We start from the raw sequence: 13481 nt of genomic DNA, 5'->3' as shown, positions 1-13481 counted from the left end.
CCGCGGAAGGTCTCCGGAACCAGCTGGGGCGGCCGACCTTGTCGGTGTTGACTGTGCTGGTCCGTGAATCGGCCCAGAACAGCTGGGACGCGAAGACGTCGGCTGACGTCTCGTTCAAGCTCGACCTGGTTACCGTGTCGCCGGCGCACCGGTCGACCTGGAAGGAACTCCTCGCGCCAAACGCGCCTAACGACCCCACGGCTGCCCGTACGTTGTCGGACCTGTTCCGGAGCTCGACCATCCGCTATCTCGCGGTCTCGGACCGGGGCACCAGCGGACTGGGCGGCCCGACACGATCGGACGTCGAGGCGAAGCCCAACCAACGTGGATGGTTGTCGTTCGTGCTGAACAGCGGCGAGCGACAGGACGTCGACGGTGGTGGCGGCACGTACGGGTACGGCAAGGGCGCGTTCTTCCTCGCATCCCGGGTCGGGACGGTACTGATCTACACGCGTTTTCGCGAGGGGAATCAGTTGCGTTCCCGACTGATCGCGTCGGCGCTGCTGAGCTCGACGACGGTGGACGGCGTGCCGTACACAGGCCGGCACTGGTGGGGTCTGCCCAGCCTGGACCATTGCGAACCACTGGCGGACCAGGATGCCGATGTCACGGCACGTCGTCTGGGGCTACCCGGATTCGAGAAGGACGAAACCGGAACGACGGTCGTGGTACTCGATCCAGACCTTTCGGACCCTTCGCTGCCCGACGACGATGCCGACGAGATGTCCATCGAGTCCGCCGGACGTTACCTGGCGGATGCCGCAGCGTGGAACCTGTGGCCAGTAACGCTTGCCGACCGCGCGGTTCGTGTGCACGTCTCGGTCTCGGCACATGGCGTCCGGGTCCCCGTCCCTTCCGAACACGACGATGCCGTGTTGGCCAACTTCGCTGCCGCATACCGGACGGCACTGGGCGAGCACGGCACAGCGCTGTTCTGCATGAGGCCGAAACAGAAACTGGGTCAGTTCGGCCACCAAGACACCTTCGGAGCAAAGGTGACGTCACCCGCCGCTGCCGAGCTGGGTCTTGTCGATTCCCCTCATCACGTATGCCTCATGCGTTCACCGGATCTGGTCGTGCAATACCTACCGGGCCCGACCAAGGCACATCCCGACGTCGGGTACGCCGCGGTCTTCAAGGTGAACGACGACCTGGACTCGATATTCTCAAGATCCGAGCCTCCGACGCACGATGCCTGGGTCGACGTTCAGTTGACCGGACGCGACGCCACGTTCGTCAGGATGGCGCGCAAGCGCATGCTGGAGCAGTGCGCGGCCATCGTCGGGCCCAAGACGCAAAGCTCCCAGGCCGTCGCTGTTCCGGTTGGCACCATCGCGCAGAGGCTGGGCTTTCTCCTGTCCGGCGTGGGAGGAACCGGCGCGTCCGACTCGAACCCGGCTGGTGGCAGCACCGACTTCGCCCGGTCCGGACATGGCTCTTCGACTCCCACCGGCGGTGGCTCCGGCGCTGAAGCTCCGAAGCACGGACGCGGCACGACCTCTACGCCTCGGCGCCAAGCCAGGCCTGCTCTCGTCGGATCGCCCTTCTTCGCCTCACACGCCGGCCGAGCCGTCCTGGTCCAGAAGGTTCGAGTGTCCGGCCCGACCACGCTCCGAGGCTCGGCGTCGGTGTTCACCGGCGAGGGGTCACTGGAAACCACCAGGCCTGCGGGGGGTTCCGTTCCTGAAGTGTTGGGCTGGCGCCTGGACGGCAACGTGACGCTCGGTGAATTCGTCGAGGTCGACGAGGGCCCGAGCGAGTACGAACTGTTGGTGGTGCCTGTAGTGGACGCGGCCGTCGACGTCGCGGTTGAGGCGATGCCGCGATGAGCGGGCGAGCATATCCGTATCGCACAGCAGGCGACCATGTGTCGGCAGAACCATGGGTCCACACGGACGACGGTGTCGCCGCCGGTGATCACCTACCGAGTTGGGACTACGGCACGCTGCTGCACTTCTCCAGACGCGTCACCGTTGACATGACGGCGCTCCTGACTGCCTGTGGGTTCGACAGCGCCGTAACGCTCGCCATGAACGTGCGGTACTGGCCTTCGACTTCCCTGCTGCGTCGCTCCGCTGCACACGTGCCCTTGCGACACGACGGTGTACCCGGACAGGTCGAGACGATCCTCGACGTCGAAATCCCCGGTACAGATCTCGCCGGTGCAGTCACGCTGGAGACGACAATCGTGCTGGCGACGGGATCTGGCGGCTCAGATCCGTTCGTCGCCTTCAGGCCCGGCAGCGTGCTGTGGCGTGACCAGACCTCCATCCGGTTGGAGGGCAATGCGGGGCTTCTGCCGGTGGCACCGGTCAGCTTCAAGAACCAAGGTTTGCCGGAACGGGCTGCCTGGTACGTGAGCGTCGACTCGGCCGAGTGGAGCAGCGCCGCCATGGGCAACCTGCTCGTCCTGCTCAACGATGACAACGAGCAGGTCAACGAGGCTGTGCGGAAACCGAACGACCCCAAGGCGGCGGTTCTCTGGGACGCGCTCACGGTGGACGTGGTGTACGACCTGGTCGGTCGGGCGCTGGAGGACGACGAGTTCCCGTCTGAGGAGGAGACGACGGACCGCGACGGCGAGGTGACGACCGCAGCCTTGGTTCACGGGCTGATCAGGGCGTTTCTGAGGTTGCCGAACGAGAGCCTCGCCGACGCCATCGACCGCCTGAGAGAGGAACGTCGGCGTGACCCGTCACGACTGCGTGCCGCCGTTCAGAGCAGTTTACTGTTCCCGGGAGGCAGAACGCCGTGAGCACCCTGTATCCCCGACTTCTGCCCGGTGAGTCCGAGAGGTTGTTCGCGAGTCTGCATGGTCGTCAGCCGGAAGACCTGGCGCGGTTCGCGGCCGTCGTATCGGATCGTGCCGTCTACGCCGCCACGGGTGGGACACGCGTCAGTCGCGACGAGCTGCGTCTTCTCGCTACCGAGCTGGAAAAGTTCGCCACCGTCAACGGCTTCCCCGACCCGCCCACCACAGCGGGCAGGAACGAGTTCGATCGGATGGCCGCACGATATCTGCACGAGCGGTCCGGCATGCTTCCGGGCGAGGCGTCGCAACGGCAGGTGTGGGCCTTCCTCGCACTGGTGCTGGTTCCCCATCTTTGCGCCTGGCGATTCCCGATGCGAGACGGCGTCTACCTCGCCGACCGATTCAAGGGAACGGACCTCACCAGGCACACACTGGCCAGGCTGTGGACCCGTGCGCACGTCCTCCACGATCCGTCTCTTCCGGATCCCTACGAACTGCTGTCCGGCCTCGGAGAGGCCGATCTGGACCATGTCATGGCCCGCCGTCGTGCCGTGGCGGCAGCCCCGGCGCTGGTGCGCGCCATCGTGCGGGCCCATGTCGAGGACGGCCGGACCGATGACGGTGTACCGGCTAGGGCGGTGCATCGCGACTCGTTGCGGCGCCTTCTCCGACTGACGGCTTTCCTCGACCTCGACTGGATGCCTGAGCAAGGTCTCTTGGAACTCGTCCGAGAACAGCGCCATGAGTCGAGGCGCCAGCTCGCCGAGACGGGCGTCAACGCGGCTGACCTCAAGGAATCCGACCTGTGAAGCCGCTCGTCGTTGTCTGACCCGGCCGGGGTACGGTTGCGTCATGGTGGCACAGCTGCCCGTCCCGAGCTCGTCCGGCGTCTCCAGCCGTATGAGCCGCCAACGGCGCCGCGACACGGCACCGGAGGTGTCGATACGACAGTTGCTGCATGCCCAGGGCTATCGCTACCGAGTTGCGTGGCCGATACCCGGTCTACGCCGGCGAACCGTCGACATCGCGTTTACTCGAGCCCGGGTAGCCGTGTTCGTCGACGGATGCTTCTGGCATTCGTGCTCCCAGCACAAGACGATTCCAACCGCCAACGGAGACTGGTGGTCGAAGAAGCTGGAGACGAACCGTCTGCGCGACGCAGCGACGACCGCCCACCTCGAGGCGTTGGGTTGGTCGGTCCTCAGAATCTGGGAACATGAGAGTCCCGCTGACGCTGTCGTACGCATCGTCGACTTGCTGAACGAGCGTCGCGCCGCCTTCCGAGAGCGGGCCGGCCAGCGGGAATCGCTGGCGGTTCCGGACTGAATCCTGCCGCGCCCCTCAGCTCTGTCCGTCTAGCGCATCGGCAACGTGCTGCCCAATAGCCATCGCGAGCTCAACAGGAACGGCGTTGCCGATCTGACGGGCGATCTGCAGCTTGTTGCCACACCACTTGAAGTCGTCGTCGAACCCTTGAAGTCTCGCGGCCTCGTAGTGGGTCAACGCCCTGTCCTCAGACGGATGCAGGTAACGCCCCTTCTCCGGCTTGAAGAACTCGGTCCGGATGGTCACTGACGGCCGATCCCACCTGAGTCTGCCCATGACGTCCGCGGCGCCGGTCGTGTGCTTGCGCCAACAGGGCGACTTGAGACGATCAGGAAGATCAAATCGGTTGCCACCAGGAGGAATGTACTCGAACCGCTCTCGGGAGATCTCCTCGTAGTGACGCGTGATGTGAAGTGAGCGGCTGAGGAACGGCCCGGGAACCGACTGGCCGAACCGCGTAACAGATCCGGGAGGCAGGCCCTGCCGATGCTTGGGTACGTAGGATCTCACGCCGGCCAGAGCCTCTCGGACGGTCTTCCAATGTTCCCGACCCAGGTCGGAGATCGGAACGTCGATGGGCTTCAAGTCGCGGTGAGTACCGATGACGATAGCCCGGCGCCTGATCTGCGACGAGCCGAACGCAGCAGCCACAACGACGTCCGCGCGGAGCTCGTAGTCGCGGAGATCCTCACTCTCGGTAGCGGCTTTCATCTGCTGATACTGGTCGCTGCGCAGGAGCCGGTCGACGTTCTCGACCACGAAAACCTTGGGCTTGATGATATTGAGAGCACGCCAGTACTCACGCCAGAGCTCATTGCGCGGATCGTCGTCGAGTCGCTTTCCCAGGTTCGAAAAGCCCTGGCACGGAGGTCCGCCTACGACGACGTCGGCCTCCGGGGCTAACCCCTCGTCCAGCCACTCTGCGATGCCACCATGATGGATGTGCTCCTCGCCGAAGTTCTCGGCGTATGTGGCAGCCGCGGCCAGATCGATTTCGACCGCACCGACGGGAGTAAATCGTTTGGTCTTCCGAAGACCCGCCGTAAGCCCCCCACATCCGGCGAAGAGGTCCACGACGCGGAAGATCTTCGGCATGGGCTGTACCTTAGCCGGCCGCACCGACGCTCGCCAGCGGCTGGCCGGCTCGACTTTCCGTCTAGCTCAGAGATGCACCCGATCAGGGCATCCACAGCCCAGGTTGCTACGCCGTGTTGGCCGCACCAACCACTATGGACACTTTATGGTGCGCGTCCAGCGCTGACCCCCTATCGCCCCCTTCCCGTAGGACCAATAGCCGTCACGACCGTGCACCGCGCCAGGACTGGAGTGCTCGCGGCCGGCAAGCCGTTCACTGACGAGCTCGTCACAGCGGTCCATGCCGTGGGGAATCGCGCCACCGCACCGCAGGACGGCCCGGTGCGAAGCCGACGCCGATGCACCCGCGCATGTCGCCCAGCGGTGCACCTCACAGTTCCGGCATAGGCACGTCAGGCGAGGAAGGCTATTCCAAACGCCAGTACCGTCCCAGAGGGCGAGCAGCCAATATGTGCAGGTGGATCACGCCCGCCCAGTTCCGATGCTCGAGGTCATGCGCTATGCCCAGGGAGCCAGCAGGCTGTCGCAGCTTCCGGAAGACTGACCCCCGGTGGATCTTTGAATTTTGACCCCTCCGTTCTGATGATCTTGGAGGGTGTTGAGCGTGGAGGACTGGGCAGAGATCCGTCGTTTGCACCGGGCGGAGGGGGTGCCGATCAAGGAGATCGTCCGGCGGTTGGGGGTGGCTCGGAACACGGTGCGGGCGGCGTTGGCGTCGGATCGGCCGCCGCGGTATGAGCGGCCGGCGCGTGGGTCGGTGGTGGATGCGTTCGAGCCGCGGATCCGGGTGTTGCTGGGTGAGTGGCCGCGGATGCCGGTTCCGGTGATCGCGCAGCGGATCGGCTGGCCGTATTCGTTGTCGCCGTTGAAGAAGCGGCTGGCGCAGATCCGGCCGGAGTACGTGGGGATCGACCCGGTCGACCGGGTCGTCTATGAGCCGGGGCAGATCACGCAGTGCGATCTGTGGTTCCCGCAGCCGCGGATCCCGGTCGCTGCGGGTCAGGACCGGGTGTTGCCGGTGCTGGTGATGACGCTCGGGTTCTCCCGGTTCATGACCGCGACGATGATCCCGACCCGGCAGGCCGGGGACATCCTGTCCGGGATGTGGCTGCTGATCTGCGGGATCGGGCGCGTCACCCGGACCCTGGTCTGGGATCGGGAGTCCGCGATCGGCGGGACCGGCAGGGTCAGCGCCCCGGCGGCGGCGTTCGCCGGGACCCTCGCCACCCGCATCCAGTTGGCCCCGCCCCGCGACCCGGAATACAAGGGCATGGTGGAACGCGCCAACGGCTATCTGGAGACGTCGTTCCTGCCCGGCAGGCGGTTCACCTCACCCACCGACTTCAACACCCAGCTCGGTGACTGGCTGGGGAGCACGGCGAACACCCGCACGGTCCGCTCGATCCATGGCCGGCCCGTGGACCTCCTCGAAACGGACCGCCCGGCGATGCTGCCGCTGCCACCGGTCGGGCCGCAAGTCGGTTTGCAGCAACGGATCCGGCTGGGCCGGGACTACTACGTGCGGGTCGACACCGTCGACTACTCCGTCGACCCGCGTTTCATCGGCCGGTTCGTCGAGGTCACCGCCACGGCGCATCTGGTGACGGTGTCCTGCGACGGCACCGTCGTGGCCCGGCACGACCGGTCCTGGGCCAAACACGGCGTGATCACCGACCCGGGCCACGCCGCGACCGCGAAGCTGATGCGCCACGCCCTCGCCGAAGACCGCCAACGACGCCTCGCGGCCACCCGCCACCACGGCGACGGGCATCCGGTCACCCTGCGGGCCCTGCACGACTACGACGCCCTGTTCGGCGTCGACTTCAACCCAACCACCAGCACAGCAACGAGAGCGAGCAGCGAATGACCACCACCAAGACGAAATCCCAGCAAGCCCAGCCCACCGGCCCCAGAAACGGGCCCGGCGGCGGGATCAAGGACGGGATGCCGTCGATGATCGCCTACCTCACCCGGGTCCTGAAGACCCCCACCATCGGCGCGTTCTGGGAAGAACTCGCCGGTCAGGCCCGGGACGAGAACTGGTCCCACGAAGAATATCTGGCCGCGCTGCTGCAACGCCAGGTCGCCGACCGCGAGTCCAAAGGCACCGTCATGCGCATCCGCACCGCGCACTTCCCAACCGTGAAAACCCTCGAGGACTTCAACCTCGACCACCTGCCCTCACTGCGCCGCGACGTCCTCGCCCACCTCGCCACCAGCACCTACGTCGCGAAAGCCGAGAACGTGATCCTGCTCGGACCACCCGGCCTCGGCAAAACGCACCTCGCCATCGCCCTCGGCGTCAAAGCCACCCAGGCCGGGCACTCCGTCCTGTTCGACACCGCCAGCAACTGGATCACCCGCCTCGCCGAGGCCCACCACGCCGGACGTCTCGAAGCCGAACTGAAGAAGATCCGCCGCTACAAACTGATCATCATCGATGAAGTCGGCTACATCCCGTTCGACCAGGACGCCGCGAACCTGTTCTTCCAACTCATCGCATCCCGCTACGAGCAAGGCTCCGTCATGGTCACCTCGAACCTGCCGTTCGGACGCTGGGGCGAGACCTTCTCCGACGACGTCGTCGCCGCAGCCATGATCGACCGACTCGTCCACCACGCCGAGGTCCTCACCCTCACCGGCGACTCCTACCGCACCCGCCAACGCCGCGAACTCCTCAACAAAGACAACCGCACCAACCACAACTGACCAACCACCGGAGGGGTCAAAATTCCGGAACCCAAAAGGGGTCAAATTTCAAAAATCGGCGACAGCAGGCTTGAGGTCGAGCTGGACGGTTACCTCAACTATCACTTCGTGACCGCCTCACCCGAAGCCGGCGACATTCCACGATTGATGCTCGAAGCCGGTATCAACGTGGCAGCGATGGTGGACGCACCTGAAAGACCTCGTCGGCCCGTGATCAGCCTGCGGTCGAGTCCGTGGAAAGCAGGGCACGCCACCAACCCGTGGCATGACGAGTTCGACCTCGACCATGGCCATGTCCGCTATTACGGAGACCACAAGCCGACCACGATCGGGCTTCCCGGCGCAACAGTAGGCAACCGTGCGCTGCTGGACACATGGGCACTGCACGCTGCCACCGATTCGCGCGAGCGGCTCCAGGCACCGCCACTGCTGATCTATCGTTCCACAACGGTCAGGCGAGGTGGCCGCAGCCTCGTCAAGGGGCACATCGAGTTCTGCGGTGCGGCGATCATCGAACGACTCGAGCACGTCGTGCAGCGCGACCCGGAGACAGGGCGTAGCTTCCCTAACCTTGTGCTCGACCTGGCAGTCATTGATCTTTCGGAGACCGGCGACGCCCTCGACATGCGTTGGATCGACGACCGCCGCAACCCGACACTCCACGCTGAGCAGGCTGCCCGCCACGCGCCCGCGTCCTGGTGGCGCTGGGTCAAAGACGGTCGAGCCGCGATTCCTCGCGTACGACGCCGCGTCGTATCCTCGCGCGTGCGTTCGGCTGAAGACCAACGCCCAGCCGTTGGCTCTGCGGAAGCGGAGCTACTTCAGCGTCTGTACACCCACTTCGACGGACGCAAGCATGCCTTTGAGTTGCTGGCCGCTCGGGTCACTGCCCAGGTCCTGGGCCACTCCGGCGCTCGGTACCACGACGGCTGGCTTACCCGACCTGGTGGTGACGGCGGGGTCGACTTCGTCGGTCGGCTCGACGTAGGCACAGCCGCCAACAACGTCCCACTGGTAGTCCTCGGCCAGGCGAAATGCGTAACTCCCACCTCGTCGATCAGTCCCGACCAGGTCGCTCGGGTGGTCGCCCGCCTGCGACGCGGATGGATCGGGGTCTTCGTGACTACCGGAGTCTTCTCCCGACAAGCACAGATCGAAGTCATCGACGACCAGTACCCTCTGGTGCTCATCGACGGAAAAACCCTCGCCGAGCAGGTGCTCCGCATGGCAGCCGCCGACCATAACGGCGACCTCAACGCACTTCTCAACTCGGTCACCGGGGACTACGACATCGCCATCACGTACCGCCGGCCGGATGAGATCCTACTCGGGTGATCCTCGGGCGCAGCGCCTCGAGAGACCACCGAGGAACAACCCTGGCTAGTACGGGGGTCGTGTTGGAAAAGCGTCCTGGAATAGCAGCGGCTCACCGAGCCGGAGCGCTCGAGACAGTCAGGCCGACCCCGGCGCCAAATTGATCTCCAAACCGGGGGCCACAAACGGGTAACAGCACCCCCGGTCCTGAACCACAACCAGCCCATCCGTTCCATCAGCGGCAAGGGCGCATCCGTCCAGCGCGAGCGTGTTCGTCCGGCGCGAAATTGGCTCGTCCGAGCACAGAATGAGCACAATGGCCGCTCCAGCGACCCGCCAAGATCGCCACCATGAGCCAAAAGACCAGGTCAATGGCTTGATCAGGAGAGCCGACGGGGGGACTTGAACCCCCAACCTTCCGATTACAAGTCGGGTGCGCTACCAATTGCGCCACGTCGGCCGGCCAGCAAGCCGACGATGCCGGCCTGCCGCACCGATCGTACTTGCCCTCGGCCCCGCTTCGCCTCCGACATACCCACCGACCAGACCGAGCAGACCCACTCAAAATCCCCCAAAAGACCATCCCGACCTTGGCAGAAGGCTGGTCAGCCCGTACTGTTGCCACAACTCCGACCAGCGACGATGCTGGCGGAGAACTTTCTACTCGGATCGTCCGGCACGTTCCTGCCGGTGGAAGGTGGCACTCTGCCATGGCTACGGTCACGTACGCGAAGGCGTCCCGCATCTACCCGGGCACGCCGCGTCCCGCAGTCGACCAGCTCGACCTCCAGATCGGTGACGGCGAGTTCCTCGTCCTCGTCGGTCCCTCGGGTTGCGGTAAGTCGACCTCGCTCCGCATGCTCGCTGGTCTTGAGGACGTCGACGCCGGCGACATCCTGATCAACGACCGCAATGTCACGCACCTGCCTCCGAAGGCCCGTGACATCGCGATGGTGTTCCAGAACTACGCGCTGTACCCGCACATGACGGTGTACGAGAACATGGCGTTCGCTCTGAAGCTGCGCAAGACGCCGAAGCACGACATCGACCGTCGCGTGAAGGAAGCCGCCGCGATGCTGCAGCTCGAGGACTACCTCGGCCGCAAGCCGAAGGCGCTCTCCGGTGGTCAGCGTCAGCGTGTCGCCATGGGCCGCGCCATCGTGCGTGAGCCGCAGGTCTTCCTCATGGACGAGCCGCTGTCGAACCTCGACGCGAAGCTCCGTGTTCAGACCCGTTCGCAGATCGCGACGCTGCAGGCCAAGCTGGGCATCACCACCGTCTACGTCACCCACGACCAGGTCGAGGCCATGACGATGGGTCACCGCGTGGCGGTGCTCCTCGATGGTGTACTGCAGCAGGTCGCCAGCCCGCGTGAGCTGTACGACCAGCCCGCGAACGTCTTCGTCGCCGGCTTCATGGGCTCCCCCGCCATGAACATCAAGACGGTGCCGCTGACCGACCAGGGTGGCCGCTTCGGTGAGGTCGTGCTGCCGCTGACTCGCGAGCAGATCGCCGCCGCGCAGTCCGACGGCGCCAGCGGCAAGGTCACCGTCGGGTTCCGTCCCGAGGACACCGACCTGGTCGGCCCGAACGACGGTGGCATCCCAATCACGGTCGACCTGGTCGAGGAGCTCGGCTCCGACGCCTACGTCCACGGCACGGTCGCGCTGGAGGGCCAGGACGAGCGGTTCGTCGTCCGCGCCGACCCGCGCCGCACGCCGCGCCTGACCGAGATCGTGTACGTCCGCCCGCACGCCAGCACGCACCACGCGTTCAACGCCGCCACGGGCCGCCGCATCTGACCGTAGAACAAGCACCAAAAGGGGCGACGCCAAGTGCGTCGCCCCTTTTCTTTTGAAGCACCCGGGTCAGCCGACGCGCCTCGGTCACCAGTCGGCTGCTGCCCGGCCGGGCGGCGACCTCCGCCAGCCCAGGAACAGCAGCGCCGGCACCCGCCGTCTGCGCGGCGAGCGCCAGCAGATCCGGGGTACCGGCCAGCGGTGGTGTGGCCGCGAGCAACGCCGACAGCGCCCCCACGGCGACGGCCCACAGCGGCCAGAAGATCCAGCGGCCGCAGATCGTCAACAGCACCGGCAGCAGCGTGAGCATGACCGCGATGCCGATCGCGGCGACGGGGCCGACCCGGAGATCGATCTTACCGGCGTCGTGGCTGCTGGTGACGTGCCTACCTGTAGTGACCAGCTGTCGCGTTGTGCCCTGCGTGCAACTCGCGGCACGTGCTCGACGTGTGATCGATGCCCGTGAACTCTCAGGGTGTTGTGCAGGGGGGTTGTTCAGGACTGGCGTCGCAGATTGCGCACGGAGGGGGCAGCAGCGCCATGAGGGTCGCCGCGGTCATGACGGCTGCGGTGGCGAGGAGCCAGCTGCGTTCGCCGACGCTCTCGGCCACGGGACCGGTGAGCGCCAGTCCGAGCGGTCGCATCACGAACGAGCCGACCTGGTCGAAGGCGAAGACTCGTGCGAGCTTGTCGGGAGGAATGTTCTGTTGGATCGCCAGGTCCCAGTTGACGCTGAACACTTCCAGGCCGAGGCCGTGCAGGAAGGCGCCGAGCAGGATGACCGGCAAAGGAACGGGCAAGGCCATCGTCAGCGGAAAACATGCGGTCAGGACGAGGAATGCCGTACCGACGAAGAGCATTCGATCAGGGCGGTAGCGCAGGCTGATGACGCCGCCGACCATGAACCCAACCATCAGTGCCGCCAGGGCCCAGCCCCACGCCGCCTCACCGAACAGCCTGGTCACCAGGACAGGACCGAGAACGCCCTGGGTGCCGCCATACATCAGGTGATAGATCAGCGCCTGCACGATGAGCACCCATAGCCAGGTGTGGCGGAAGACCTCACGCGCTCCGGCGCCCAGATCGTTGAGCACCGAACGTGCCGCGGGCTCAGCCAAGGGTTCGACCTTCATGGCAGCGAAGCAGACTGCCGATGCGGCGAACGTCGCGGCGTCCACGGCGATCGCCCAACCGGGTCCGAAGAGCCCGACCAGCAGGCCGGCGAGGCTGAAGCCCACGACCATGGCGGTATTCTGCGACAGTCGCAGTACTGAGACTGCGGTCGGCAGCGCCAAGGCAGGTACCGTCTGCGGGAGCACGGCGCGGGAGCTTGGCCCGGAGATCGCGGCGAGGGCCCCGTTGACGGCGCTCATGACGGCCAGCATCGGCACGCTGGCCAGGCCGGTCGCGAGGCTGAGCGCCACAATGGCCTGGGACAGGCAGGCCAGTACAGCGGCACCACGCATGAGCAACGCGCGGGAGAACCGGTCTCCGAGCACTCCGGCGAAGAGGGTGGTGATCACGTCGACGAGTGCATACGCCGCGACCACCAGGCCCAGGTCGGTGGCTGAGCCGCCGAGATGTAGCACCGCAAGTGCCATCGCCACGGGAGTGATCGCCGACCCGAGACCGATCAGTGTGCGCCCGGTCAGCAGCCAGCGGAAGGGCGTCGAGCGCCAGGGCGAGGTCGTACCCCGTGGTGGGAGCAAGACATCGGTCACAGCGGCAAGGTATTTCGGCGGCGAACTTTTTGTCAACGAACTTTTCGCTACCGAATGACTGCTAGCATCCGGTCATGGGCCACGACTTCGCCGATCGGCATGTTGCTCGCTGGCGCGACCATTGGATCGACACACCCTTCGACGACAAGGTCGAGGCCGCCACGGTCCGCCTCGCGCGGATCGCACGCTACTTCCGGGACAGCACCCATACTGCGGTCACGGAGGCGGGTCTGCAGCACTTCGAGTACGAGACCTTGCACATGTTGATGATCCGCGACACTCCTGGTCATGCATCGCCGCGGGCGCTCGCGGAAGATCTGGGCGTATCTCCAGCCGGAATGACCGGTCGGCTCGACGCCCTGGAGAAGGCCGGCTACGTCAAGCGCACCCCCAGTCCCACCGACCGTCGCAGCGTGAACATCGAGGCCACCAGTGCAGGCGTAGCCGTCTGGCGACGTGCATTGGCGCTGCGCGGCCGCGCCGAGGAGGAGCTGTTGGGTGCCTTGTCCGACAAGGAACTGACCAGCTTGAACCGGCTGCTCAAAAAGCTGACGACCGTCATCGAGAGTGCCGACGAATCCTGAGCCGAACAGACCCACTGACCTTGCCCCGTTCCGCGTGAGGTCAACGGCGGCGCCCGACGAGCAGAAAAAGGTGCAGTCGTGGCGCTCGATGATTCGGCTGCGGGCAAGCGGCGGCCTGCTCAATCTCGTCCCGGTCGGCGAAGGGCTGCCCGGTCAGGGCGGCCTTGCGGAACATACGCCA

The 13481-nt window shown here is 65.8% G+C and carries 12 protein-coding genes and 1 tRNA gene; 9 read left to right on the top strand and 4 right to left on the bottom strand.

The genetic code is table 11. The features are described 5' to 3' along the window. Positions 1 to 47: 47 nt before the first annotated feature. From Dfulv_RS01820 to Dfulv_RS01805, 4 genes are read left to right on the top strand one after another with little or no spacing between them, the layout of a single operon-like run. The gene (locus tag Dfulv_RS01820) at positions 48 to 1829 is read left to right on the top strand and encodes a hypothetical protein (protein WP_259860849.1); all 1782 of its coding nucleotides are present in this window, start codon (positions 48 to 50) and stop codon (positions 1827 to 1829) included. Next, the gene (locus tag Dfulv_RS01815; RefSeq protein WP_259860848.1) at positions 1826 to 2755 is read left to right on the top strand and encodes a hypothetical protein; all 930 of its coding nucleotides are present in this window, start codon (positions 1826 to 1828) and stop codon (positions 2753 to 2755) included. The genes Dfulv_RS01820 and Dfulv_RS01815 overlap by 4 nt, the downstream gene beginning before the upstream one ends. Continuing rightward, entirely contained in the window at positions 2752 to 3561 is an 810-nt protein-coding gene (locus Dfulv_RS01810; protein WP_259860847.1) for a DUF6339 family protein, read from the top strand. Before Dfulv_RS01815 ends, Dfulv_RS01810 begins: the two co-directional genes overlap by 4 nt. A 43-nt stretch (positions 3562 to 3604) precedes the next feature. Further along, complete coding sequence (locus tag Dfulv_RS01805; RefSeq protein WP_259860846.1) at positions 3605 to 4078, top strand: very short patch repair endonuclease; 474 nt, start codon at positions 3605 to 3607, stop codon at positions 4076 to 4078. 15 nt (positions 4079 to 4093) lie between these two features. Here Dfulv_RS01805 and Dfulv_RS01800 read toward each other — a convergent pair whose 3' ends face one another. Further along, positions 4094 to 5173, bottom strand: a complete 1080-nt coding sequence (locus Dfulv_RS01800; RefSeq protein ID WP_259860845.1) for a DNA cytosine methyltransferase — start codon at positions 5171 to 5173, stop codon at positions 4094 to 4096. 595 nt (positions 5174 to 5768) lie between these two features. On the opposite strand from Dfulv_RS01800, the gene istA reads away from it, so the two are divergent. The 3 genes from istA (at position 5769) to Dfulv_RS01785 (ending at position 9217) form a co-directional block, all read left to right on the top strand. Beyond that, positions 5769 to 7040, top strand: coding sequence for an IS21 family transposase (istA, locus tag Dfulv_RS01795; RefSeq protein ID WP_259858826.1), 1272 nt, complete (start codon positions 5769 to 5771; stop codon positions 7038 to 7040). 77 nt (positions 7041 to 7117) lie between these two features. Then, entirely contained in the window at positions 7118 to 7882 is a 765-nt protein-coding gene (istB, locus tag Dfulv_RS01790; protein WP_259867330.1) for an IS21-like element helper ATPase IstB, read from the top strand. Between the two features lie 108 nt (positions 7883 to 7990). Then, a complete protein-coding gene (locus Dfulv_RS01785) occupies positions 7991 to 9217 on the top strand; it encodes a restriction endonuclease (protein WP_259860844.1) in 1227 nt (408 codons plus the stop codon). 366 nt (positions 9218 to 9583) lie between these two features. On the opposite strand, the gene Dfulv_RS01780 is transcribed toward Dfulv_RS01785, so the two are convergent. Continuing rightward, positions 9584 to 9656 (bottom strand) — tRNA-Thr (locus Dfulv_RS01780). A gap of 250 nt (positions 9657 to 9906) precedes the next feature. On the opposite strand from Dfulv_RS01780, the gene Dfulv_RS01775 reads away from it, so the two are divergent. Further along, positions 9907 to 10998 carry an ABC transporter ATP-binding protein gene (locus Dfulv_RS01775; RefSeq protein WP_259860843.1) on the top strand — a complete coding sequence of 364 codons (1092 nt, stop codon included), beginning with the start codon at positions 9907 to 9909 and terminating at the stop codon, positions 10996 to 10998. Here the strand turns inward: Dfulv_RS01775 and Dfulv_RS01770 are convergent. Next, positions 10970 to 11305 carry a hypothetical protein gene (locus tag Dfulv_RS01770; protein ID WP_259860842.1) on the bottom strand — a complete coding sequence of 112 codons (336 nt, stop codon included), beginning with the start codon at positions 11303 to 11305 and terminating at the stop codon, positions 10970 to 10972. The genes Dfulv_RS01775 and Dfulv_RS01770 overlap by 29 nt on opposite strands. A 160-nt stretch (positions 11306 to 11465) precedes the next feature. Continuing rightward, the gene (locus Dfulv_RS01765) at positions 11466 to 12716 is read right to left on the bottom strand and encodes an MFS transporter (RefSeq protein ID WP_259860841.1); all 1251 of its coding nucleotides are present in this window, start codon (positions 12714 to 12716) and stop codon (positions 11466 to 11468) included. Between the two features lie 74 nt (positions 12717 to 12790). On the opposite strand from Dfulv_RS01765, the gene Dfulv_RS01760 reads away from it, so the two are divergent. After that, positions 12791 to 13300 (top strand): MarR family winged helix-turn-helix transcriptional regulator, encoded by a 510-nt coding sequence (locus Dfulv_RS01760; protein ID WP_259860840.1) that lies wholly within the window; start codon positions 12791 to 12793, stop codon positions 13298 to 13300. Positions 13301 to 13481: the final 181 nt, after the last annotated feature.

It is taken from the genome of Dactylosporangium fulvum (assembly GCF_025137375.1).
GTDB lineage: Bacteria > Actinomycetota > Actinomycetes > Mycobacteriales > Micromonosporaceae > Dactylosporangium > Dactylosporangium fulvum.
Note: the sequence above shows the minus strand (reverse complement) of the source record. Positions and strands in the feature narration are given on the sequence as shown.

Excerpts from the sequence above, each read along its gene's own strand:
- Dfulv_RS01815 (WP_259860848.1), top strand. The coding sequence starts at position 1,826 with ATGAGCGGGCGAGCATATCCGTATCGCACAGCAGGCGACCATGTGTCG.
- Dfulv_RS01805 (WP_259860846.1), top strand. The coding sequence starts at position 3,605 with ATGGTGGCACAGCTGCCCGTCCCGAGCTCGTCCGGCGTCTCCAGCCGT.
- Dfulv_RS01800 (WP_259860845.1), bottom strand. The coding sequence starts at position 5,173 with ATGCCGAAGATCTTCCGCGTCGTGGACCTCTTCGCCGGATGTGGGGGG.
- istB (WP_259867330.1), top strand. The coding sequence starts at position 7,118 with ATGCCGTCGATGATCGCCTACCTCACCCGGGTCCTGAAGACCCCCACC.
- Dfulv_RS01775 (WP_259860843.1), top strand. The coding sequence starts at position 9,907 with ATGGCTACGGTCACGTACGCGAAGGCGTCCCGCATCTACCCGGGCACG.
- Dfulv_RS01770 (WP_259860842.1), bottom strand. The coding sequence starts at position 11,305 with ATGCTCACGCTGCTGCCGGTGCTGTTGACGATCTGCGGCCGCTGGATC.
- Dfulv_RS01760 (WP_259860840.1), top strand. The coding sequence starts at position 12,791 with ATGGGCCACGACTTCGCCGATCGGCATGTTGCTCGCTGGCGCGACCAT.